At 71.1% G+C, this 23,622-nt stretch carries 18 protein-coding genes and 1 pseudogene; 16 read left to right on the top strand and 3 right to left on the bottom strand.

The features are described 5' to 3' along the window. Window positions 1-253: 253 nt before the first annotated feature. Window positions 254-1,480, top strand: a pseudogene (locus FEF34_RS16825) (hypothetical protein); the annotation flags it as partial. Window positions 1,481-1,724: 244 nt separating this feature from the next. Here FEF34_RS16825 and FEF34_RS16820 read toward each other — a convergent pair. Beyond that, on the bottom strand, window positions 1,725-2,720 hold the full coding sequence (locus FEF34_RS16820; protein ID WP_138053924.1) for an ATP-binding protein: 996 nt from the start codon (window positions 2,718-2,720) through the stop codon (window positions 1,725-1,727). A 102-nt stretch (window positions 2,721-2,822) separates the two neighbouring features. On the opposite strand from FEF34_RS16820, the gene FEF34_RS16815 reads away from it, so the two are divergent. Continuing rightward, the gene (locus tag FEF34_RS16815; RefSeq protein WP_138053923.1) at window positions 2,823-3,647 is read left to right on the top strand and encodes a Fic family protein; all 825 of its coding nucleotides are present in this window, start codon (window positions 2,823-2,825) and stop codon (window positions 3,645-3,647) included. 394 nt (window positions 3,648-4,041) lie between these two features. Here the strand turns inward: FEF34_RS16815 and FEF34_RS16810 are convergent, their stop codons facing one another. Continuing rightward, a complete protein-coding gene (locus FEF34_RS16810) occupies window positions 4,042-4,887 on the bottom strand; it encodes an HAD family hydrolase (RefSeq protein WP_138053922.1) in 846 nt (281 codons plus the stop codon). Window positions 4,888-5,513: 626 nt separating this feature from the next. Here FEF34_RS16810 and ssd point away from each other — a divergent pair. From ssd to FEF34_RS16775, 7 genes are all read left to right on the top strand, one after another. Beyond that, complete coding sequence (gene ssd / locus FEF34_RS16805; RefSeq protein ID WP_138057528.1) at window positions 5,514-6,587, top strand: septum site-determining protein Ssd; 1,074 nt, start codon at window positions 5,514-5,516, stop codon at window positions 6,585-6,587. Continuing rightward, window positions 6,584-7,732 (top strand): TadA family conjugal transfer-associated ATPase, encoded by a 1,149-nt coding sequence (locus tag FEF34_RS16800; RefSeq protein ID WP_138053921.1) that lies wholly within the window; start codon window positions 6,584-6,586, stop codon window positions 7,730-7,732. Before ssd ends, FEF34_RS16800 begins: the two co-directional genes overlap by 4 nt. Continuing rightward, window positions 7,729-8,583: a type II secretion system F family protein gene (locus FEF34_RS16795; protein WP_138053920.1), complete on the top strand. Its 855-nt coding sequence runs from the start codon at window positions 7,729-7,731 to the stop codon at window positions 8,581-8,583. Before FEF34_RS16800 ends, FEF34_RS16795 begins: the two co-directional genes overlap by 4 nt. Beyond that, window positions 8,573-9,364, top strand: coding sequence for a type II secretion system F family protein (locus tag FEF34_RS16790; RefSeq protein ID WP_138053919.1), 792 nt, complete (start codon window positions 8,573-8,575; stop codon window positions 9,362-9,364). Before FEF34_RS16795 ends, FEF34_RS16790 begins: the two co-directional genes overlap by 11 nt. 136 nt (window positions 9,365-9,500) lie before the next feature. Continuing rightward, the gene (locus FEF34_RS16785) at window positions 9,501-9,791 is read left to right on the top strand and encodes a DUF4244 domain-containing protein (protein ID WP_138053918.1); all 291 of its coding nucleotides are present in this window, start codon (window positions 9,501-9,503) and stop codon (window positions 9,789-9,791) included. Continuing rightward, window positions 9,778-10,194, top strand: a complete 417-nt coding sequence (locus FEF34_RS16780; RefSeq protein WP_138053917.1) for a TadE family type IV pilus minor pilin — start codon at window positions 9,778-9,780, stop codon at window positions 10,192-10,194. Before FEF34_RS16785 ends, FEF34_RS16780 begins: the two co-directional genes overlap by 14 nt. After that, complete coding sequence (locus FEF34_RS16775) at window positions 10,191-10,568, top strand: Rv3654c family TadE-like protein (protein ID WP_138053916.1); 378 nt, start codon at window positions 10,191-10,193, stop codon at window positions 10,566-10,568. The genes FEF34_RS16780 and FEF34_RS16775 overlap by 4 nt, the downstream gene beginning before the upstream one ends. Before the next feature lie 164 nt (window positions 10,569-10,732). Here the strand turns inward: FEF34_RS16775 and FEF34_RS16770 are convergent, their stop codons facing one another. Further along, window positions 10,733-13,348, bottom strand: a complete 2,616-nt coding sequence (locus tag FEF34_RS16770; protein ID WP_234042419.1) for a DEAD/DEAH box helicase — start codon at window positions 13,346-13,348, stop codon at window positions 10,733-10,735. A 78-nt stretch (window positions 13,349-13,426) separates the two neighbouring features. Between FEF34_RS16770 and FEF34_RS16765 the strand changes: the two genes are divergently transcribed. The 7 genes from FEF34_RS16765 (at window position 13,427) to topA (ending at window position 23,609) form a co-directional block, all read left to right on the top strand. Beyond that, the gene (locus tag FEF34_RS16765; protein WP_003967428.1) at window positions 13,427-13,780 is read left to right on the top strand and encodes an STAS domain-containing protein; all 354 of its coding nucleotides are present in this window, start codon (window positions 13,427-13,429) and stop codon (window positions 13,778-13,780) included. 135 nt (window positions 13,781-13,915) lie between these two features. Then, window positions 13,916-14,365, top strand: coding sequence for an ATP-binding protein (locus tag FEF34_RS16760; protein ID WP_138053914.1), 450 nt, complete (start codon window positions 13,916-13,918; stop codon window positions 14,363-14,365). 272 nt (window positions 14,366-14,637) lie between these two features. After that, on the top strand, window positions 14,638-17,034 hold the full coding sequence (locus tag FEF34_RS16755; protein ID WP_138053913.1) for a sodium-translocating pyrophosphatase: 2,397 nt from the start codon (window positions 14,638-14,640) through the stop codon (window positions 17,032-17,034). A 237-nt stretch (window positions 17,035-17,271) separates the two neighbouring features. Next, a complete protein-coding gene (locus FEF34_RS16750; RefSeq protein WP_138057527.1) occupies window positions 17,272-17,946 on the top strand; it encodes a small secreted protein in 675 nt (224 codons plus the stop codon). Between the two features lie 317 nt (window positions 17,947-18,263). Beyond that, on the top strand, window positions 18,264-19,781 hold the full coding sequence (locus FEF34_RS16745; RefSeq protein ID WP_138053912.1) for a DUF7059 domain-containing protein: 1,518 nt from the start codon (window positions 18,264-18,266) through the stop codon (window positions 19,779-19,781). 541 nt (window positions 19,782-20,322) lie between these two features. Further along, the gene (locus FEF34_RS16740; RefSeq protein ID WP_138053911.1) at window positions 20,323-20,520 is read left to right on the top strand and encodes a hypothetical protein; all 198 of its coding nucleotides are present in this window, start codon (window positions 20,323-20,325) and stop codon (window positions 20,518-20,520) included. A gap of 236 nt (window positions 20,521-20,756) precedes the next feature. Beyond that, window positions 20,757-23,609 carry a type I DNA topoisomerase gene (gene topA, locus FEF34_RS16735; RefSeq protein ID WP_138053910.1) on the top strand — a complete coding sequence of 951 codons (2,853 nt, stop codon included), beginning with the start codon at window positions 20,757-20,759 and terminating at the stop codon, window positions 23,607-23,609. The last annotated feature ends 13 nt before the right edge of the window (window positions 23,610-23,622 follow it).

Below are 23,622 nucleotides of genomic sequence, written 5' to 3'. Positions count from 1 at the left end.
GGCGGGATGCCCCGGGGAGCTGCCCGTCCCCTGCGGTAGGGCGGGTGGTCGAGCCACGTGCCCGGGAAGCGCCTCCCGCTCAGCCGGCAGGCGTCGGCGAGCGACGGGATGAACTCATTCGATCCGGTGATTGATCATCCCGGATCGGCCTGTCTCCCCTGCTCCATGCCCCTTGGTGCGACTTTGTTCTGGCCCGCAGTCGTATGGGCGTATCGATCGCACTTCACCGCACACGTCGAAAGAGGGTGGACGAATGCTGCCCGCCGCACGGAAGGCTGTCCTCGGTGCCATGGCCACCGCGCTCGTCATGAGCCTCGCCGCATGTTCCGGTGGCGAAGGAGGGTCGGGGCTCTCCGGTGCCCTGGGGAACCAGCTGGGTCAGATCGGCGACGGCTCGACCTCGTACACCGGGGCACAACCGGGGCAGGCGCGCCCGGAGCGGATGAAGCCGGGGCAGAAACCGCCGCAGTTCGTGGTGTTCTCCTGGGACGGGGCCGGCGAGGACGACACCAAACTCTTCTCCCACTTCCGGGAAGTGGGCAGGAAGCACGGCATCACGATGACCTATTTCCTCAGTGGCGTGTACCTGCTCCCGGACTCGAAGGCCGAGTTGTACGACCCTCCCCGGCACGAACGGGGCCGCTCCGACATCGGCTTCAACGACACCAAGGGCATCAAGGCCACCGTTCGCGAACTGAGGGGTGCCTGGCTGGACGGGAACGAGATCGGCACCCACTTCAACGGCCACTTCTGCGGCCCCCTGGGCGGTGGTGCCACCTGGACGCCCGAGGAGTGGAAGAGCGAGCTCGCCCAGGCCAAGTCGTTCGTGAAGGAGTGGCGGACCAACGCGGGCCTGCCGCGCGCGCAGTCGCTGCCGTTCGACTACGACCGGGAGCTCGTCGGCGCCCGTACGCCTTGCCTGGAGGGACGTGACAACTTTCTCCGGGTCGCCGCGAAGCAGGGCTTCCGCTATGACAGCAGCGGCATCAGCGAGCAGATCTGGCCGGACAGGAAACACGGACTGTGGGACCTCTCCCTGCAGCTGGTCCCGGTGCCTGGCCGCGCCTTCGAGACGTTGTCCACGGACTACAACTTCATGGTCAATCAGTCGGGCACCGCGAAGGGCGCTCCCAGCATGCACTCCTTCTGGGGAAACCAGATGCGCGACGGGCTGATCAAGGGCTTCAACCGGGCCTACACGGGTAACCGTGCGCCGCTCGTCATCGGCAACCACTTCGAGTCGTGGAACGGCGGCGCCTACATGCGCGCCGTGGAGCAGACCATCGGTTTCGTCTGTGTGCAGCGTGACGTGCGCTGCGTGTCGTTCCGTCAGCTCGCCGACTGGCTGGACGCGCAGGACCCCGAGGTGCTGAGGCGACTGCGCACCCTGCCCGTCGGCCGGGCGCCGAGGAGCGGCTGGAAGGACTTCCTGACCGCCGCCTCCTCGGGGTCCGACAAACCGGGCGGGAGCACGCCGGCTCGGTCCGGCACGCGGGCCGGGGCGGGGCCGGCCCGATCCGGCGCTTCCGCATCCGCTACGGCCGAATCCGGCGTCGGCGGGGCAGGGAGCGCACCGGAGGTCAAGTCCGCTCCCGGCACGAGGGCCGCCACCGGTCCATCCGCTGCGGACGACATCCCCGCCGCGGGCCGGACGAGTCTGGTCTGGCCGGCCGCGGCCGGCGGGCCCGTCCCGGACCGGCTGGCGCACGACGGACCCGCGGCGATCAGGCCGGCTGCGGCGCGCTGAACCGCGCTGCCTGCCCGCCGAGCACGAAGTCGGGGTCGACCTGGGCCGCCAGGTCGGCCCCCGTCTTCGCATTGCCCCAGCTCTCCGCGTTCTTCAGATGGAAGTGCACCATCTGCCGCGTGTACCGGACCCAGTCGCGCCGCGCAAAGGACGCGTCCGCGGACTGCCGCAGCGTGCGCAGCGCGGCCCGGTTGGGCTCCTCCAGCCGGGTGAACCGCGGCGGACGGCCCTTCTCCATCGACCGCACCCAGTCCGAGTGCCCGACGGTCACGAGAAGGTCGTCGCCGACCTCGTCACGCAGGAACTCGAGGTCGTCCGGCCCCTGCACCTTGTTGCCGACGACCTGGAGCGCGACGCCGAAATCCCGGGCGTACTCCTTGTACTGCCGGTACACCGAGACGCCCTTGCGGGTGGGCTCGGCAACGAGGAACGTCATGTCGAACCGGGTGAACATGCCGGAGGCGAAGGAGTCGGAGCCCGCCGTCATGTCGACCACGACGTACTCGTCCGGGCCGTCGACGAGATGGTTGAGGCACAGCTCCACCGCCCCGACCTTGGAGTGGTAGCAGGCGACCCCGAGGTCCGACTCGGTGAACGGGCCGGTCGCCATCAGCCGGATCTGCCCGTCGTCGAGCCGGACCGTCCGGGCGCAGGCGTCATAGATCGGATTGTCCTCGCGGACGCGCAGCAGCCGTGAACCCTCTCCCGGCGGTGTTGTCTTGATCATCGTCTCCGCGGAGGTGATCCGCGGGTTGGTGCCGCGCAGGTACTCCTTGATGAGGGGCAGGTGCGCGCCCATCGCGGGCAGCGCCGCCGCCTCCTGCTCGTCGAGCCCGAGCGCCGCGCCCAGGTGCTGGTTGATGTCGGCGTCCACCGCGATGACATGGGCCTGCTGCGCGGCGAGGTAACGGATGAAGAGCGAGGACAGCGTCGTCTTGCCGCTACCGCCCTTTCCCACGAAAGCGATCTTCATGTTCACCTAAGGTAGCGGCATCATCGCCCAGGGTGTCCGGTGTGCGTGAAGAAGACCACTCCAACGTGGGGCGCGGGCCCGGTGCGCGTAGCCTCCCTACCTATGAGTACGAACGCCTCTGACCCCTTGGCCGCACTGGGTGATCTTCCCGGGGTCGCGGATGCCGTGGACTCGGTGCGCAAGGCTGTCGACCGGGTCTACGGGCACCGCGTCATGCGTCGCCGCAGCAGCGAGGTCACCTCGGAGGCCGCGCTCCGCGGGGCCCGGGCGTCCGCCGCGCTCTCGGGCGCGGACTGGGCGCTGGAGGAGGTGCGCCGGCGCACCGATTTCGGGAGTGGGGCGGAGGCCCGCACCGTGGGGGCCGCCCTCCGGCTGACCGCCGAGGCGGGGCAGCTGCTGTCCATCTGGCGGCAGTCCCCGCTGCGCGTCCTGGCTCGGCTCCATCTGGTCGCGGAGGGCGGTGTCGCCCCCGAGGAGTCGGTCGGCCGGCCGAGGCTCGCGGGGGAGAAGGTCGACGAGCCGCTGATCGATGCACCGCTGCCGGACGCGGACGAGGTCGCCGGGCGGCTCGACGGGCTGTCGGGGCTGGTCATCGCCGGAAGTGCGGCCCCCGCACTGGTCATGGCCGCCGTGGTGCACGGTGAACTGCTCGCTCTGCGCCCCTTCTCCTCGGCCAACGGACTGGTCGCACGGGCGGCGGAGCGCATCGTCCTCATCGGCAGCGGACTGGACCCCAAGTCGATCTGCCCGGCCGAGGTGGGTCACGCCGAGCTCGGCCGTACGGAGTACCTCAAGGCGTTCGACGGCTATCTGTCCGGGACCTCGGAGGGCATGAGCGCCTGGATCACCCACTGCGGCCGCGCCGTCGAACTCGGTGTGCGGGAGTCGACGGCGGTGTGCGAGGCGCTCCAGCGAGGAGCGGCGTGACCTTGGGTCGGGCGCCGTCCGGCCGGGCCAAGGGCAAACGCCGGGGCGCTGGGGCCAAGAGCACTGTTCGCAAACAGCCTTGAACGCGGCGAGACGCCGGACCAAAGGGTTGCGGCGGTACCGGTTGGTACCGCCGCTGGCATGTCGGCCGAGTTACCAAGCGTCCTCGAGATGTTGCCCATCAGGTCGGGAACTTTGCCCGTCACCTGGTGCGGCTGGCCCGTAATCGACGGGTCGACGTCGCGTGGGTGCTCAGCGTCCATGCTCGGTCCGTGGGCCTTTGTTGCGTAGAAGGTGATCCTCTCGGATGTCCCAGGTCTCGCGGGCCGTTAATTCCTTTGTACTCCAGCGGTACGACAAGCGGAACCCCTGACCGCACTTTTTACGTTCATTCTCAAGTGCGGGCAAAGGCGGCGGTGCTGCGGCGCCGGTTGGCGTACCAGACGAGGCCGGCGGTGGCCGCCGCCGCTCCCACCGCCGCCGCCGCGAGGAGTGCGGGGCGCGCGGGCATCGTGAAGCCCGGGATGCGCTGTTTCAGTCGTACCGGGCGGTTGAAGACGAGAGTCGGCCACCCGCGTGAGGAGGCCTCACGGCGCAGCGCCCGGTCGGGGTTGACCGCGTACGGGTGCCCCACGGCCTCCAGCATCGGGACGTCGGTGACGGAGTCGCTGTAGGCGTAGCAGCGTTCGAGGTCGTACCCCTCGGACGCGGCGAGCTCCTTCACCGCCTCGGCCTTGGTGGGTCCGTACGCGTAGTACTCCACCTCGCCGGTGAAGCAGCCGTCCTCGCCGACCACCATCCGCGTCGCCACCACACGATCGGCGCCCAGCAACTCGCCGATCGGCTCGACGACCTCGGCGCCCGAACTCGAGACGATGACGACGTCGCGTCCGGCGGTGTGGTGCTCCTCGATCAGGGAGGCCGCCTCGTCGTAGATGATCGGGTCGATCAGATCGTGCAGGGTCTCGGCGACGATCTCCTTCACCTGCTGCACGTTCCAGCCCTTGCAGAGCGCGGACAGGTACTTGCGCATCCGCTCCATCTGGTCGTGGTCGGCGCCGCCCGAGAGGAAGACGAACTGGGTGTACGCCGTTCTGAGCACGGCGCGGCGGTTGATCAGTCCGCCGTGGTAGAAGGACTTGCTGAAGGTCAGCGCCGACGACTTCGCAATGACCGTCTTGTCCAGGTCAAAGAAGGCTGCTGTGCGCGGCAAGGAGTGGTTTTCCACGACGCAGAGCATATGCGCCCTCCATTCGGCGTAAGGTGGGGCGCGTGGGTTTGCCTGAGAAGGCTCTCGGGTACACCATGGAAGTCACGGATCGTTCGCGACCGTGCTAACCCGGTCCGACTCCTCCCCCCCCGAGTCGGCCGTGGGGACGACCCCCGCTCTCCCCCCCGGCGGGGGTCGTCGCATGTCCGGACGCATTTTCGCCTTCTGCTGCTGGTCGTCCTCACCTACGTATGCCTGGAACGGGTCACTCCGCCACTCTCCGCCTTCCGTCACTCTGCGTGATTGTTGCGCTGCGCTGTGGAAGTCATGCCGGAAGTCACCGGTATGGGCTAACGGGATATTCACAAGCGGTGAGTTGTCCACAGTTTTGGAGCAAGATCCACACGATTTTCCGCTGCCCCGCACGGTGATTACGTCCGCGAAGTTCACGGGCCGAAGGAATCACCGATCCCGCATCGATCCCGCCTCCGACGGGAGCGGTGCGGCCAGACACGCGGGGCCGGTCGGCCGGCTTCCGCGGGAGGCGCCGCGGCAGCGCGGCGAAAGGGGGAGACATCGTGGTGCGACACAGCACGTCCGGCGCGTTCGGCAGGAACGCCCCACCGGGCGCGGCCGGGGCCACCGGCGGGGACGGGGTGCCGCCCGCCGAGCACCGGACGGGACCCTTGATCATCACGGAGGATCCACCGCTCCTGGACGACCTGCTGAGACTGTGCGCCGCCGCCGGCGCCGAGCCGCAGGTCCACCACGCGGTGCCTGAGGACGGAGGCGGCTGGGAAGCGGCCCCGCTGGTCCTGGTCGGCGATGATGCGGCCGCCCGGTGTCTGGGGGCCACCCGCAGACGCGGTGTGCTCCTCGTCGGGCGCGACCAGGACGATCCACAGGTGTGGCGCCGGGCTGTGGAGATCGGCGCCGACTGTGTGCTGCGGCTTCCCGACGCCGAGGGCTGGCTCGTCGACAGGATCGCCGATGTCGCGGAGGGCGTGGGGCGGCCCGCGCTGACCGTCGGTGTGCTCGGCGGGCGGGGCGGGGCCGGTGCGTCCACGCTGGCCTGCGCACTCGCCGTGACCGCGGCGCGTGAGGGCAGGCGCACGATGCTCGTCGACGGGGATCCGCTCGGCGGCGGCCTTGACGTCCTTCTCGGCGGAGAGCAGCAGGAAGGCCGACGCTGGCCCGACTTCGCGGCGTCCAGAGGCCGGGTCGCCGGTGGCGCGCTGGAGGAGTCGCTGCCATCGGTGCACGGACTGCGGGTGCTCAGCTGGGACCGGGGCGAGTCGGTGACGATTCCGCCGGAGGCCATGCGGTCGGTCCTGGCAGCGGCGCGCAGACGCGGTGGAGTCGTCGTCGTGGATCTGCCCCGTCGGGTCGACGAAGGGACGGCGGAGGCGCTGGCGCAGCTGGACGTCGGACTCCTCGTGGTGCCGGGCGACCTGCGTGCGGTGGCCGCCGCACAGCGGGTCGCGTCGACCGTCCGCATGGTGCTGGGCGATCTGCGGCTCGTCGTCCGAGGGCCGTGGGGCCCGGGGCTGGACGAGCGGTGGATGGCGGAGGCGCTGAAACTGCAGCTGGCCGGCGAACTCCCTCTGGAGGCCGGACTGACCGCCGATCTCGAGGCGGGAGTTCCGCCGGGCGCGGGAGAGCGGGACCCGCTGGCCAGGTTCTGTTCCGCCTTCTGGGCACGGGCGCTCAGCGGTGGAGGTGCGGCGTGACGTCGGTACTTCTGGAAGCGGTACGGCAACGGCTTGCCGAGAGCGGGGCCGAGCCCACTCCGGCCAGGGTGGCCGCGGCGCTTCGGGCGCAGGGACGGCTGCTCGGCGACGCGGAGGTCCTCGGCGCCGCCGAGGAACTGCGCTGCGAGCTGGTCGGCACCGGGCCCCTGGAGCCACTCCTCGCCGACCCAGCCGTGACCGATGTGCTGGTCTCGGCGCCCGACCGGGTGTGGGTCGACCGGGGCTGCGGACTCCGGCTCACGGAGGTGTGCTTCCCCGACGCGGCAGCGGTGCGTCGGCTGGCGCAACGGCTCGCGGCGGTGGCGGGAAGGCGACTGGACGACGCCCGCCCCTGGGTGGACGCCAGGCTGCCCGACGGCACGCGAATGCACGCGGTGTTGCCTCCCGTGGCTGTCGGATCCACCTGTCTGTCGCTGAGGGTGGTCCGGCCGAGGGCCTTCTCGCTGCACGAGCTGATGGCGGCCGGCACGGTACCGCCGGGCGGCGACCGGCTGTTCACTGCAATGATCGAGGCCAGGGTCTCGTATCTGATCAGCGGTGGCACCGGATCCGGCAAGACGACGCTGCTGTCCACTCTGCTGGGACTGGTGGGCGAGCACGAGCGCATCGTGCTCGCGGAGGACTCCGCCGAACTGCGTCCCGACCATCCGCACGTCGTGCGCCTGGAATCCCGCCCGGCCAACCAGGAGGGCGCGGGTCTGGTCACTCTTCGCGACCTGGTGCGGCAGGCGCTTCGCATGCGTCCGGACCGGCTGGTCGTCGGGGAGGTGCGCGGTTCCGAGGTGACCGATCTGCTGGCGGCGTTGAACACCGGACACGACGGCGGTTGCGGAACCGTGCACGCCAACACGGCCGCGGACGTCCCCGCGCGGCTCGAGGCCCTCGGGACGGCCGCCGGTCTCGACCGGGCCGCGCTGCACAGCCAGTTGGCCGCCGCATTGTCGGTCGTGGTGCATCTCGTACGGCGGCGGGACGGCGGACGCCGGGTTGCCGAGGTCCACGTGCTGGAGCGGGACGCGGCCGGGCTCGTGCTCACCGTGCCGGCGCTGCGGTGGGGCGCGGCGCACTTCGTCCGTGAACGAGGCTGGGAGCGACTGCGGTCCCTGATCGGCGGTCCTCGATGACGACGGCGACGATGTATGCGGTGGTGTGCGCCGGAGCTGCCGCCTGCCTGACGGTCGGCCGGGACGAAGGGCTGCGAAGGGCGCGGCTGGTGCTGGCGTCCGGCGGCGCCGTGCGACCGGACACCCGATGGCCCTGGGAACGCTGGCGGCGCCCCTTGGACCGGTTTCGGCGCGAATGGCTGTGCCTGCCGGCGGGCGCTTTCCTGGCTGTGCTGGGCGAGTCGGTGCTGCCGCTCCTGGCGGGTGCGGTGGCTGTCCCCCTGCTGGGGCGGCGGCTGAGGGCATCCGAGCACGGAAGGACGAGGGACGGCAGGGCCGGCGCGGTGATCGCTCTGTGCGGCGTTGCCGCGGGCGAGTTGAGGGCCGGTAGCCAGCCGGGACAGGCACTGCTGACCGCGGGCCGGGCCACCGGAGCGCTGGGTGCCGCGGAGGCGGCGGTGCTGGCGGCCGCCCGGTTCGGCGGGGACGTGCCGGCGGAGCTGAGGCGTGCGTCCGGTGAACCGGGTGCGGAGGGACTCGCCGGGCTGGCCGCCTGCTGGCTCGTCGCCGTGGACAGCGGGGCGGGTCTGGCGACGGGAATCGACCGGCTCGAGGCCGCCCTCAGGGCCGAGCAGGAACAACGGGACTCGTTGACGGCGCAGTTGGCCGGGGCGTGGTCGACTGTGGTGGTGCTGGCGCTGCTCCCGGCGATCGGGCTGGCACTGGGCTGGGCGCTCGGCGCCGATCCCCTGCGCGTCCTGCTGCACAGCCCCGCGGGGCTGTGCTGTCTGCTGGTCGGCGGACTGCTGGAGGCCGTCGGGCTGTACTGGGCGACGCGCATCGTACGGGCGGGGAGCGGCCGTGAGCGATGAGTTCATCAGGAGCCTGGGCATCGCCGTTCCGCTGGCCGCGGTGGCGGCCTGGAGGGTGAGAGGGCGGCTGCGTCGCCGACAGGCGCTCAGGCGGCTCCACGCACTCCTGGGGCCGGGCTCCGTGCGGCACGGGACGTTGCGTCGTCGGCGCCCTGTACGCGCACCGGCCTGGGCGGGTCCGTGGATGGTCCCGGTCGTGGCGGTGGTCACAGGCTGGGTCATCGCGGGGGGCGTCGCCGGGTGTCTGCTGGGACTCGCCGGAGCGTACGGCCTCCGGAGGTGGCAGCGGGGCCGCGCACGCGACAGGGCGGCGGGCGCCTCGGAGAGGACTGCGTCCGATCAACTGCCGCTCGCCGCGGACTTGCTGGCCGCCTGTGTCTCGGCGGGAGCCGGGCCGCGCGAGGCGGCGCTCGCAGTCGGCCAGTCGCTCGGCGGGCCGGTCGGGGAGCGACTGGCACAGACCGCGGCCGAGCTTCGGCTGGGAAGCGAACCGTCCCGCGCCTGGGGGAGGTTCGGGGAGATTCCGGGGGCGGCGAGGCTCGCCCGCTGTCTGGAGCAGGCGTCCGCGACGGGAGCTCCTGCTGCGGAACCGGTCGCCCGGCTGGCTGCGGGGCTCCGGGCCGAGAAGGCCCGCATCGCGGCTTCCCGGGCGCAGCGCGCCCAGGTACTGATCACGGCACCGGTGGGGCTCTGCTTTCTGCCCGCCTTCCTCGCGATCGGGGTGGCCCCCGTCGTGATCGGCCTCGCCACGGGGCTGCTGCACGGCAACGGAGGCAACTGACCCGGCGGTGCACCGGATCAGCGCATGACCGGAACATCGGCGGCACTCGGAAGCGGCACCAGCGGCGCTGGTGCAGCGAACAGCACCAACACCAACACCAACAGCACCAACACCATTCGGAATCGAGGGGATCGACATGAGCGTGACCGATGTGAAGACCCAGGGAGCGGTACTGACCGGGGTGGGCTCCGCGAACTTCGCACGCACCAGGGCCGCGTCTCGGGCCAGCGAAATCCTCACCAGGGCGCGTGACCGGCTGTCGGGCCGACTCCCTCGGGGCGATGCCGGAATGACGACATCGGAGTACGCGATGGGCACGATCGCGGCATGCGCCTTCGCAGCGGCTCTCTATCAGGTGATCACCAGCGACACGGTCTCCACGGCACTCGAATCGATCATCGGGAAGGCGCTCAATGGGCAGTTCTGACACCTCCGGGGCCTCCTACACCGCGACGTCCGTGCTTCGGCCCTCCTGCCGTGAGGCCGACCGGGGATCCGTCACGGCAGAGGCCGCGGTGGCCGTGCCCGCCCTGGTGGTGTTCACGATGGCGCTCGTCTGGGCGCTGATGGCGGCGTCGGCGCAGATCCAGTGCGTGGACGCAGCCAGGGCGGGCGCTCGGGCGGCCGCCCGTTCGGAGACGGAGGCCGCGGCCCTCTCCGCCGCCCGTTCGGCGGCACCGGCCGGCTCGAAGATCTCCTTGGGCAGGGACGGGGACCTCTGGCGGGTGCGGGTCGAGGCGGCGAGCCCCGGTCCCGGGACAGCGGCCCTCACCCTGACGGCCGAAGCCGTCGCTCTCGCGGAGGACGCGGTGAGGGGCGGTGAACCATGAGGAGTCGCGACAGGGGCTCGGCGACCGTCTGGGTGGCCATGGCGGCGTGCGCGATGTGCGCGGTCTTCGCCGTGGTGCTCGCCCTGGGGCAGGCGGTCGTCGCCCGTCACCGTGCGGGCGCCGCCGCCGACCTTGCGGCGCTCGCCGCGGCCGACCGGGCGCTGGCAGGCGCCGGACCGGCGTGCGCCTGGGCGGCACGCGTGGCCCGGGCACAGGGGGCGGTGGTCGTGCGGTGCGCGGTTGCCGGTGAGATCGCCGACGTGACGGCCGGAGCCGCCCTCGGCCCGTACCGGCCCGAGGTCAGATCCCGGGCGGGCCCGCCGGCCCCGTTTCGCCCGCCGGCGTCCGCTCCGTCGGCCCCGGCCCGCTCGTAGGGCCCTCGCAGTCTGCGGGACGACCCGTCCGGCTCTTCGGACTCGCCAAGCCCGCCTGACCCGTTCCGCCCGTGCGGAGGCGTCGGGGCGGCCCGGCCGGACCCGCCCGTTCGGTGGGCTCGCTCCGGGCGGCCGGCGCGCTCCGCCGGGGCCGGCGAGATCCGTCAGGCCTCGGGGGCTTCCGGTAGGTCCCGGCGTTCCGGCTTCGCCGGGGCGCCCGGGGCCGGGTCCTGCGCGCTGGCCGGCCCACCCTGACGGCCCGGTGGCCCCCCGGTCGACTCCGCTTCCCGGCCCGGGGCCCGTCGGGAGTCCGGGGAGCCGGCACCGGGAGCGCCCGGGGCATCCCTCAGGAGGACGGTGAGCAGGCGGACGGCGGCGCGCTTGTGGAGCGGGTCGTTGCCGTTGCCGCACTTGGGGGACTGGATGCAGGACGGACAGCCCGCCTCGCACTCGCAGGAGGCGATGGCCGCCAGGGTCGCGCCGAGCCACTCACGGGCGGTGTGGAAGGCCCGCTCGGCGAAACCCGCACCACCGGGGTGTCCGTCGTAGACGAAGACCGTCGGCAGCAGGGTGTCCGGGTGCAGCGGTACGGAGACCCCGCCGATGTCCCAGCGGTCGCAGGTGGCGAAGAGCGGGAGGAGCCCGATCGAAGCGTGCTCGGCGGCGTGGAGCGCCCCGCCCAGCTGCTCCGGGTTCACCCGGGCGGAGTCCAGCTGGTCCTCGGTCACGGTCCACCACACGGCACGGGTGCGCAGGGTGCGCGGCGGCAGGTCGAGCTTGGTCTCGCCGAGCACCTCACCGGTGATCAGCCTCCGGCGCAGGAAGGAGACGACCTGGTTGGTGACCTCGACGGAGCCGTAGCAGAGACGGCCGGCGCCCCATGGGATCTCGGTGTCGGTCTCGAGGACGGAGATGGAGGTGGTGTCCCGGGCGGTGGTGGAGTAGGGCGGGTTCGCCTCCTCGACGAGGGCGACGGAGTCGTCCAGGTCCAGTCGCTTCACCAGGTACGTACGACCCTGGTGGAGATGCACGGCGCCGTCGTGGACGGCGGTGTGGGCCGCCGGTTCGTCGACCGTGCCGAGCAGGCGGCCGGTGGCGGCCTCGACGATCTGCACGGGCCGTCCGCCTTCGCCACGGATGTCGGTGAGGTCGGCTGCCCGCTCCCGGCGGGTCCAGTACCAGCCGGCGGTGCGTCTGCGCAGCAGCCCCGCGCTCTCCAGCTGCGGCAGCAGCCCGGGGACGGCCGGGCCGAACAGCTCCAGGTCCCGCTCCGTCAGGGGCAGCTCCGCAGCGGCCGCGCAGAGGTGCGGTGCCAGGACGTAGGGGTTGTCCGGGTCGAGGACGGTCGACTCCACGGGCTGCCGGAACAGCGCCTCGGGATGGTGGACGAGGAAGGTGTCCAGCGGGTCGTCGCGGGCGACCAGCACCGCGAGGGCACCCTGTCCCGAGCGGCCGGCGCGGCCCGCCTGCTGCCAGAGCGAGGCGCGGGTACCGGGGTAGCCGGAGATCAGGACCGCGTCCAGGCCGGACACGTCGACGCCCAGTTCCAGGGCGGTGGTGGCGGCCAGCCCGAGCAGTTCGCCCGAGTGCAGGGCACGCTCCAGGGCGCGACGTTCCTCGGGCAGGTAACCGCCCCGGTACGCGGCGACACGCCGTGCGAGGGCCCGGTCCACCTCGGCGAGGCGCTGCTGGCTGATGACCGAGATCAGCTCGGCGCCACGCCGCGAGCGCACGAAGGCGACCGTGCGGACGCCCTGGACGGTCAGGTCGGTCAGGAGGTCCGCTGTCTCCGCAGTGGCCGTACGGCGGACGGGGGCCCCCTTCTCGCCGTGCAGCTCGGTGAGCGGCGGCTCCCAGAGCGCGAAGACGAGCTCACCGCGGGGCGAGGCGTCGTCCGAGACCTCGGTGACGGGAAGGCCGGTCAGACGGCCGGCGGCGACGGCGGGGTCGGCGGCCGTAGCCGAGGCCAGGAGGAACACCGGATGCGCGTCGTAGCGGGCGCACACCCGGCGCAGCCGGCGGAGCACCTGGGCGACGTGGGACCCGAAGACCCCGCGGTAGGTGTGGCACTCGTCGATCACGACGTAGCGCAGGGAACGCAGGAAGGAGGACCAGCGGGGATGTGACGGGAGTATGCCCCGGTGCAGCATGTCCGGGTTGGTCAGGACGTAGTTCGCGTACTGGCGGACCCACTCCCGCTCCTCGACGGGGGTGTCACCGTCGTACACGGCCGGTCGCACCCGGTTGCCGAGTGGCGACGCGAGCTCCTTCACGGCGCGGCGCTGGTCGGCGGCGAGGGCCTTCGTCGGAGCCAGGTAGAGGGCGGTGGTGCCCCGTCCGTTGGGCGCCTCCGAGCCGTCCAGCAGGGTGCTGAGGACCGGCGCGAGGTAGGCGAGCGACTTGCCGGACGCGGTTCCGGTGGCGATCACGACCGACTCGCCGTCCAGGGCGTGCTCGGCGGCGGCCGCCTGGTGGGCCCAGGGGTGTTCGATTCCGGCCTGCTGGATGGCGTTGATCACTTCCGCGCGGATACGGTGCGGCCAGACTGCATGGCGGCCGGGCCTGGGGGGCAAGTGCTCCGTATGAGTGATGCGCGCAGCCCGGCCCGCCCCTGCGGTGAGCCGGTCGAGGACCGTACCGGGGGAGGGGCTGGTTTCCCCGCTCTCGGCGGGGCGTCTGGGTCGGTGATTCATGGCCATCGGGACCGAGTGTGTCACCGGCGTGACGGACAATGGTCCCAAGGCGTCGTGCATGGCTGCTGGTAAGTGATTGAATGCCATCGCGGCTGGCGATCCGTCCCCTGGCTCCGCCGGGGAGACCGAGGGGCGACCGCTCGATAGCAAGGTGCTGGAGGATCCGTGGACCTGTCCCTGTCGACTCGCAATGTGTCCGGCCCTGGCGGCGACCGCACGGTCGTCGAGGTCGGTGGCGAGATTGATGTGTATACCGCGCCCAAGCTGCGCGAGCAGTTGGTCGAGTTGGTGAACGACGGCAGCTACCACCTGGTTGTCGACATGGAGGGCGTGGACTTCCTCGACTCGACCGGCCTCGGCGTGCTCGTGGGCGGTCTGAAGCGCGTACGTGCGCATGAAGGCTCGCTGCGCCTGGTCTGCAACCAGGAGCGCATTCTCAAGATCTTCCGGATCACTGGTCTGACCAAGGTGTTCCCCATCCACACCACGGTCGACGAGGCCGTCGCGGCGACCGACTGAGTCGCCGCGGGGGTTCCCCGGGGGCTCCGACGTGTTCGGAGGCTCCGGGGAGTCCGGAGGAAGGCCAGGGTGCCGGGCGTCGGCCCGGTGCCCTCGAGAAGCACGCTCGCACGCTCGTACGTCGAGGGGGACCGCATGGCCACCGTTGAACTCCGCTTCAGTGCTCAGCCCGAGCACGTCAGGACGGCCCGCCTCGTGGCAGCGGCCGTAGCGCGGCGGGCAGGGGTGGACGAGGCGGTGCTGGACGAGGTCAGGCTCGCCGTCGGCGAGGCGTGCAGTCGTGCCGTCGGGCTGCACCGCAGTCATGGCGTCACGGCTCCCGTGCGCGTCCTGCTCACCGAGGAGGAGAAGTCCTTCTCGATCGAGGTCGGCGACGAGGTGCCCGTGTCCGGCGTCCCCTCGGGAGCCGAGGCCGGGAAGCACGGCTCCGGTTCCGGTGACGACCACGAGGATGCCGACGGGCGGGACCAGATGGGGCTCGCGGTGATCAGCGGTCTCGTCGACGACGTGGCGGTGACGACGGGCGAGCACGGAGGTGTCATCCGGATGACCTGGCCGACGAATCCGGCCACGATCGTGTCATGACCCGATGACCGCCCCTGGCGCGCCGCGCTGACGGCGGCATCCGCGCCCACCTTACTGAGAGGCCCTGCTGAGCAGGGCCTTTTTCATTTCCCTAGATCATTGATCAAGTGTCAATGCTTTTGCCCCATTACCGCTTTCGGGGGCAATCCCGAGGCGCGATCATTTGCTGAGGAGCGGACGAAGGTCAATTCCATTTGTCGCGCACTGTTTTGATCAGGTTCCGCTCCCTACAATCCGTCCACATCTTGAGCTCTGAACGTCAAGGAGGACGAATGGCGGGGCTCTTCAACCCAACCCTGACCGAACCCACTACCCTTGCAGCCGCAGTACTCACCGATGACAACAGAATGATCGTAATTGTCATCGCGGTCGTCGCGATCGCGGCGCTGGTCGTCGCCCAGTTGCTGGTGCGTCAAGTGCTGGCAGCCGGTGAAGGCACCGAGTCCATGAAGAAGATCGCGGCAGCCGTTCAGGAAGGCGCAAACGCCTATCTGGCCCGGCAGTTGCGCACTCTCGGCATCTTTGCCGTGATCGTCTTCTTCCTGCTGATGCTTCTGCCGGCGGACGACTGGTCGCAGAGACTGGGACGTTCGGTCTTCTTCCTGGTGGGTGCGCTGTTCTCAGCCGCCACCGGATACATCGGCATGCGCCTCGCGGTACGCGCGAATGTGCGCGTGGCCGCGGCGGCGCGTGAGGCGACCCCGGCTGAAGGCGAGCCGGCGAAGGATCTGACGGCCGTCGCGCACAAGGCAATGAAGATCGCCTTCCGCACCGGCGGTGTGGTGGGCATGTTCACGGTGGGCCTCGGCCTGCTCGGTGCCTCCTGCGTCGTCCTCGTCTACGCCGCGGACGCCCCCAAGGTCCTGGAGGGCTTCGGCCTCGGCGCCGCTCTGATCGCCATGTTCATGCGTGTCGGTGGCGGCATCTTCACCAAGGCCGCGGACGTCGGAGCGGACCTCGTCGGCAAGGTCGAGCAGGGTATCCCCGAGGACGACCCGCGCAACGCCGCGACCATCGCGGACAACGTCGGTGACAACGTGGGCGACTGCGCCGGCATGGCCGCCGACCTCTTCGAGTCGTACGCCGTCACGCTCGTCGCCGCCCTCATCCTGGGCAAGGCCGCCTTCGGCGATCTGGGGTTGGCCTTCCCGCTGATCGTTCCGGCGATCGGCGTGGTCACCGCGATGATCGGTATCTTCGCGGTCGCCCCGCGGCGCGCCGACCGCAGCGGGATGTCCGCCATCAACCGCGGCTTCTTCATCTCCGCGGTGATCTCGCTGGCCCTGGTGGCCGCGGCGGTGTTCGCCTACCTGCCGTCGTCGTACGCCGAGCTGAGCGGAGTCACCGAGCCCGCGATCAGGGGCCACGAGGGAGACCCGCGCATCCTCGCGCTGGTCGCCGTCGCCATCGGCATCGTGCTGGCCGCCCTGATCCAGCAGCTGACCGGGTACTTCACCGAGACCACCCGCCGCCCGGTACGCGACATCGGCAAGTCGTCGCTCACCGGTCCGGCCACCGTCGTCCTCGCCGGCATCTCCATCGGTCTGGAATCCGCCGTCTACACCGCGCTGTTGATCGGCCTCGGCGTGTACGGGGCATTCCTGCTCGGCGGTACGTCGATCATGCTCGCGCTGTTCGCCGTGGCCCTCGCCGGTACCGGACTCCTCACCACCGTCGGTGTCATCGTCGCGATGGACACCTTCGGGCCGGTCTCGGACAACGCCCAGGGCATCGCGGAGATGTCCGGTGACGTCGAGGGTGCCGGGGCGCAGGTCCTCACCGACCTGGACGCCGTCGGCAACACCACCAAGGCGATCACCAAGGGCATTGCCATCGCGACGGCCGTGCTCGCGGCGGCCGCGCTCTTCGGCTCGTACCGGGACGCGATCGCCACCGCGGTCGCGGAGGTGAGCGCCAAGGCCGGGGAGATGGGCCTGAGTCTGGACATCTCCCAGCCCAACAACCTGGTGGGTCTGGTCCTCGGCTCCGCTGTCGTCTTCCTGTTCTCCGGGCTGGCGATCAACGCCGTGTCCCGGTCCGCCGGTTCCGTGGTCTTCGAGGTGCGGCGGCAGTTCCGCGAGCACCCCGGGATCATGGACTACAGCGAGAAGCCGGAGTACGGACGCGTCGTCGACATCTGCACCAAGGACGCCCTGCGCGAGCTGGCCACACCGGGTCTGCTCGCCGTCATGGCGCCCATCGCGGTCGGCTTCACGCTCGGCGTCGGAGCCCTCGGTTCGTACCTCGCCGGCGCGATCGGCACGGGCACCCTCATGGCCGTCTTCCTCGCCAACTCCGGTGGCGCGTGGGACAACGCCAAGAAGCTCGTCGAGGACGGGCACCACGGCGGAAAGGGCAGTGAGGCGCACGCGGCGACGGTGATCGGTGACACGGTCGGCGATCCGTTCAAGGACACCGCGGGCCCGGCGATCAACCCGTTGCTGAAGGTGATGAACCTCGTGGCGCTGCTCATCGCGCCCGCGGTCGTGCAGTTCAGTTACGGCGACGACGCCAACGCCGGCGTGCGGGCGGTGATCGCGACCCTGGCGATCCTGGTCATCGTCGGCGCGGTGTACATCTCGAAGAGGCGGTCGGTCGCGGTGGGTGACGAAGACAACGCCGCCGAGCGGTCGTCGAAGTCACCGGACCCGGCGGTCGTTTCGCAGTAGAGCTCTCACCTGGACGAAACACCTGCTCACAGCACGGGCGGGCATCGTGGTCGACCACGATGCCCGCCCGTTCGCCCACCCGGGCGCAGGTCGGGAGCGGAGACGGCGGTGAGCCTTGTCTCTCCTGGGGCAAATAATTGCATATCGGAATAAGCCAGACATTTGACACGGGATTGTTGTGCGGAGGCCGTGTATGTTCCGGGGCCGAGAGCCTTGGAAGGGACCGATCCGGTGAAGGTGAACAAGAAGCTCGCGGCCGCCGTGTCCGGCGGTGCGGTGCTGGTGCTCGCGCTGACGGGCTGCAGTGGAGAAGGCGACAGCGACAAGGTGGACGCGTGGGCGAAGAGCGTCTGCGACAAGGCGCGGCCGCAGATCCAGAAGCGGACCGACGCCCAGCAGGCGATCATCTCGACCTCCGTGGACGGCAAGCCCGCCGACATACAGGCGGCCGACTCCAAGGCATTCCAGGACATCGCCGACGCCAACAAGGCGCTGGCCTCCGCGGTGCAGGCCGCCGGTTCCCCGCCCGGTGAGGGCCAGGAGCAGCTCCGGCAGGACGCGGTCAAGGAGCTCAACGCGACCGCGACGGCGTACCTCGACCTCAAGAAGAAGGTCGACGCGCTCGACCCGAAGAACCAGCAGAAGTTCGCGGACGGCCTGCAGGATGTCGCGAACGGGCTGAAGAAGATCCAGAAGATGGACCAGGTCGCCCTCGGCAAGCTGCAGTCCGGCGATCTGGGCCGGGCGATGGGGAAGCAGAAGGGCTGCCAGCGGGCGAAGCCGTCGGCGACCGCTCCCGCAGGCACGGGCGACGGCGCCTCCGAGCCCGGCAGCAAGCCGTCGAACGCGGCCGGCCCGTCGAAGTCGGCCGGATCCGCCGGGCCCGAGGCGTCCAAGGGGACGTCCGAGTAGTCGAGCCGGTGCCGCGGCCGACGGACGAACCCCCTGGCACTGTTTCCGGTGCCCTGCCACGCCGGTGATCCGCCTTTCCGTCGGCCGGCCGCGCCGGGGCGGGCCGCGGTACGACACGGTCCAGCGGGGCTGGAGCGCCGTGGTCCTCGACGGCGTCCCCCGCGTGACCCCCGTTCCGTGACCCCCGTTCCGCGACCCCCGCTCCGCGAAGCCGGCTGCTGCAACCCAACCGTGTACTGAACCGGATGGGCTCGCGGTCGCTCGGGTGCGCGTGGCAGCGGCGGCGAAGGCGGAGTGCCGCGGGTGAGAATGGGTGGGTGAGTACGACCAGCCTTGCCGCAGGCCTTCCCGCTCCCGACCAGTCCGCCCGGCTCCGCGACGCCCTGCTCGCCGCCGACTTCACCGCCGACGGGCTGCTCGAACTGCTCGGCGCGCCCGCCTACAGCGCCCTCGCCCGCAGCGAGACCGTCCCGGCCCTGCGCGCCACGCGCGGCGCGTCCCCGCTGGAGACGCTCGTACGGCTCTTCCTGCTGCAGCACCCGGTGGCACCCGAGCGTGTCCGGGAGGCGCTGCCTCTGGACGTGGCGTTCGCAGACGGCTGGGTGGCCGAGTCCGCCGACGGCGTCCGGGCGACGGTGGACATCCGCCCTTACGGCGGGCCCGAGGGGCAGGACTGGTACATCGTCTCCGACCTCGGCTGCGCGGTGGGCGGGGCCGGCGGCGCGAGCGGCCGTGACGAGGGCGTCGTCCTCGGTGTCGGCGGCGCTTCCACCACCCTCGCCGGCATCACGGTCCGCACTCCGGTGTCCTCCGCCCTCGACCTCGGTACCGGCTCCGGCATCCAGGCCCTTCACGCCACCCAGCACGCCACCCGGGTCACGGCCACCGACCTCAATCCACGGGCCCTGGCCTTCACCCGCCTCACCCTGGCGCTGTCCGGCGCTCCCGAGGCGGATCTGCGCGAGGGCTCCCTCTTCGCGCCGGTCGGGTCGGAGACGTTCGACCTGATCGTGTCGAACCCGCCGTTCGTCATCTCGCCGGGTGCCCGGCTCACGTACCGGGACGGCGGGATGGGCGGGGACGATCTGTGCCGCTCGCTCGTCCAGCAGGCCGGGGACCGTCTGAACCAAGGGGGGTTCGCGCAGTTCCTCGCAAACTGGCAGCACGTGGAGGGGGAGGAGTGGCAGGAGCGGGTGCGCTCCTGGGTGCCGCGGGGCTGCGACGCCTGGATCGTTCAGCGCGAGGTGCAGGACGTGACCCAGTACTCCGAGCTGTGGCTCAGGGACAGCGGTGACCACCGCACCGCTCCCGACGCCTACGCGGCGCGGTACGCCGAGTGGCTCGACGAGTTCGAGGCGCGCGGGACCAAGGCGGTCGGCTTCGGCTGGATCACCCTCCGGAAGACGGACTCAAACCGGCCGTCGGTCGTCGTCGAGGAGTGGCCCCACCCGGTCGAGCAGCCGCTCGGCGAAGCCGTGCGGGCCCACTTCGCCCGACAGGACTATCTGCGCACGCACGACGACGCGGCGCTGCTCGCCGACCACTTCGTGCTCGTGGACGAGGTGGTGCAGGAGCAGGTCGGGATGCCCGGCGCCGAGGACCCCGAGCACGTCGTGCTGCGTCAGAGCCGCGGTATGCGGCGGGCCACGAAGGTGGACACGGTCGGTGCAGGCTTCGCCGGGGTCTGCGACGGCACGCTGAGCGCGGGCAGGATCCTCGACGCCATCGCCCAGCTGGTCGGCGAGGATCCGGTGCTGCTGCGCGACCGCACGCCCGAGGCGATCAGGCTGCTGGTGCAGGAGGGCTTCCTGGAGCCCGCCGCTCCACGCGGCTGAGCCACGCGCCGGGGGCCCGGACGTCCGCAGCGGTCCGCGCCGGCGCACGAGGTGCCGGGGCCTTCCGTGCGCCGCCCGGCCGCTCACCGGGGCCTCCCCGCCGGCGGAACGGCTCCTTCCTCATCTCCGTGCGGCCGCCGGACCGACGCGCTCCCGCCGTCGGCCCGGCAGGGTTCCCTCCCGTCGGCGCTCGGGCCGTCGAAGCGGCTCACTCCGTCCGCAGGGCCGGAGCGGCTCCTTCCGCTGGGCCGGGAGGCGCCCGTCAGCCATCGCTCCCGCACGAAACCGGCCATTGTGCGCATGTCTGCACGGCCTCGGGTGAGTCCGCGGCGGAACCGGCGGGTGGGCCGCTCCGGGTCCCGGCTGCCCCGGGCACCCGCCCGCCCGCCTCTCGGAAGCCATTGCTCCGGAAATCGCCCCCGGGCGGCGCCGCCCGGGTGAACCCGTGTCGCGTTCACCTGGAATTCGAGTGGGGGACGCCCGGAGGTGCGAGCCTCGGCCGCGGGGCCTCCCGGGGCAGGCCGAGAAATGGGAGACGGGTATGGAGAGCGGTCCGGCGATCTTCGCGGGAGCGGTGTTCGCGCTGTTCGGAGCCGCACTGCTGATATGGACGGGAGCGCGGGTCCGGCACCGGGCCCCGGTCGCGCACGGCGTGAATCCCGCCACGGCCGCCGCCCTCACCACGATCTTCGGCGCGGGCTTCCTGCTCGCCGGCGTCTGGTGCTTCAGCCGACTCTGACCGCCTCGCGCTCCTTGTCCGGCCCCCACTCCCCGGCGTCCGCGATGGGAGTCCGGGCGGCAGGAATGCCCGAAGTCGGGTTACCGTTCGAGTGGCCGTTGCGAGCTTTTGCCGTTTGACACGGGGGCGGGTTGTACCGTCACACTCCGCAGCGACAGCAAAGTGCAGTACGGCCGTACGCCGTACGTTGTACGCCGTACGAGCCCACCGAGCGTCGACCGGAGAGAAGAGCGAAGTTGTCCCCGACCAGCGAGACCGCACAGGGCGGCCGCCGACTCGTCATCGTCGAGTCGCCTGCCAAGGCGAAGACGATCAAGGGCTACCTCGGCCCCGGCTATGTCGTCGAGGCGAGCGTCGGGCACATCCGCGACCTCCCGAACGGTGCCGCCGAGGTCCCCGAGAAGTACACCGGTGAGGTGCGGCGGCTCGGTGTGGACGTCGAGCACGACTTCCAGCCGATCTACGTCGTCAACGCCGACAAGAAGGCTCAGGTCAGAAAGCTCAAGGAGCAGCTGGCCGACTCGGACGAGCTCTACCTCGCCACCGATGAGGACCGCGAGGGCGAGGCCATCGCCTGGCACCTGCTGGAGGTCCTCAAGCCCAAGGTCCCGGTCAAGCGGATGGTCTTCCACGAGATCACCAAGGCCGCGATCCAGGAGGCCGTCGCCAACCCGCGCGAGCTCAACAAGCGCATGGTCGACGCCCAGGAGACCCGGCGCATCCTCGACCGCCTCTACGGCTACGAGGTCTCGCCGGTCCTGTGGAAGAAGGTCATGCCGCGACTGTCCGCGGGTCGTGTCCAGTCCGTGGCCACCCGTCTCGTCGTCGAGCGGGAGCGTGAGCGCATCGCGTTCCGCTCAGCCGAGTACTGGGACCTGACCGGCACGTTCTCCACCGGCCGCGCCGGTGACGCCTCCGACCCCGCGGCCTTCACCGCGCGGCTGTCCACCGTCGACGGACGGCGCGTCGCCCAGGGCCGCGACTTCGGTCCGGACGGACGGCTCAAGTCGGACCAGGTGCTCCACCTCGACGAGGCGAACGCGCGCGCCCTGAAGGCGGCCCTCGAGAACGCCGCGTTCTCGGTCCGCTCGGTCGAGTCCAAGCCGTACCGACGCTCCCCGTACGCCCCGTTCCGTACGACGACGCTCCAGCAGGAGGCCTCGCGCAAGCTCGGCTTCGGCGCGAAGGCGACGATGCAGATCGCGCAGAAGCTGTACGAGAACGGCTTCATCACCTATATGCGTACGGACTCGACCACGCTCTCCGACACCGCCGTCACGGCGGCCCGGGCGCAGGTCACCCAGCTGTACGGCGGCGACTACCTGCCCGAGAAGCCGCGTACGTACGCCGGGAAGGTCAAGAACGCCCAGGAGGCGCACGAGGCGATCCGCCCCTCGGGCGACCGCTTCCGCACCCCGGCAGAGACCGGTCTGACCGGTGACCAGTTCCGTCTGTACGAGCTGATCTGGAAGCGGACCGTCGCCTCCCAGATGAAGGACGCGGTCGGCAACTCCGTCACCGTCAGGATCGGCGGCACCGGCTCCGACGGCCGGGACGCCGAATTCTCGGCCTCGGGCAAGACCATCACGTTCCACGGCTTCATGAAGGCGTACGTCGAGGGCGCGGACGACCCGAACGCTGAGCTGGACGACCGCGAGCGACGGCTGCCGCAGGTCGCCGAGGGCGACCGGCTCACCGCCGAGGAGATCACGGCGGACGGGCATGCGACCAAGCCCCCGGCCCGCTACACCGAGGCCAGCCTGGTCAAGGAGCTGGAAGAGCGAGAGATCGGCCGCCCGTCGACGTACGCGTCGATCATCGGCACCATCCTCGACCGCGGTTACGTGTTCAAGAAGGGCACGGCACTCGTGCCGTCCTTCCTCTCCTTCGCCGTGGTCAACCTGCTGGAGAAGCACTTCGGCCGACTCGTCGACTACGACTTCACCGCCAAGATGGAGGACGACCTCGACCGTATCGCGCGGGGCGAGGCCCAGGCGGTGCCGTGGCTGAGGCGCTTCTACTTCGGTGAGGGCACGGGGACCGGCGGGGCCGCCGAGGCCGGGAACGGCGACGGCGACCACCTCGGCGGACTCAAGGAACTCGTCACCGACCTCGGTGCGATCGACGCCCGCGAGATCTCGTCCTTCCCGGTCGGCAGCGGCATCGTGCTGCGCGTCGGCCGCTACGGACCGTACGTGGAGCGAGGCGAGAAGGACGCGGAGGGCCACCAGCGCGCCGACGTGCCGGCCGACCTCGCGCCGGACGAGCTGACCGTCGAGCTCGCCGAGGAACTGCTGGCCAAGCCGAGCGGTGACTTCGAGCTGGGCAAGGATCCCGAGACCGGCCACGAGATCGTCGCCAAGGACGGCCGCTACGGCCCGTACGTCACCGAGATCCTGCCCGAGGGCACGCCGAAGACCGGCAAGAACGCGGTCAAGCCGCGGACCGCCTCCCTCTTCAAGTCGATGGCCCTCGACACGGTGACCCTCGAGGACGCGCTCAGGCTGATGTCGCTGCCGCGCGTCGTCGGCAAGGACGCCGAAGGGGTCGAGATCACCGCCCAGAACGGCCGCTACGGTCCGTACCTGAAGAAGGGCACGGACTCCCGCTCCCTGGAGACCGAGGACCAGATCTTCAACATCACGCTCGACGAGGCGCTGGCGATCTACGCCCAGCCGAAGCAGCGTGGCCGCGCGGCCGCCAAGCCGCCGCTGAAGGAGCTGGGCACCGACCCGGTGAGCGAGCGCCCCGTCGTGGTGAAGGACGGCCGCTTCGGCCCGTACGTCACCGACGGCGAGACCAACGCCACCCTGCGGACCGGCGACAGCGTCGAGACGATCACCCCGGAGCGCGGCTACGAGCTGCTCGCCGAGAAGCGCGCCAAGGGCCCGGCGAAGAAGGCCGCCAAGAAGGCTCCCGCGAAGAAGGCGACGGCCAAGAAGACCGCGGCGAAGAAGACCACGGCCGCCAAGAAGACGACGGCTGCCAGGAAGACCACGGCGAAGAAGACGACCACGGCGAAGTCGGCCGCGAAGAAGACGACGGCCGGGAGGACCGCGGCGGCGAAGACGTCGTCCCCGGACGAGTAACGCGTAGCGGGTT

Source organism: Streptomyces marianii (genome assembly GCF_005795905.1).
Classification (GTDB): Bacteria; Actinomycetota; Actinomycetes; order Streptomycetales; family Streptomycetaceae; genus Streptomyces; species Streptomyces marianii.
Note: the sequence above shows the minus strand (reverse complement) of the source record. Positions and strands in the feature narration are given on the sequence as shown.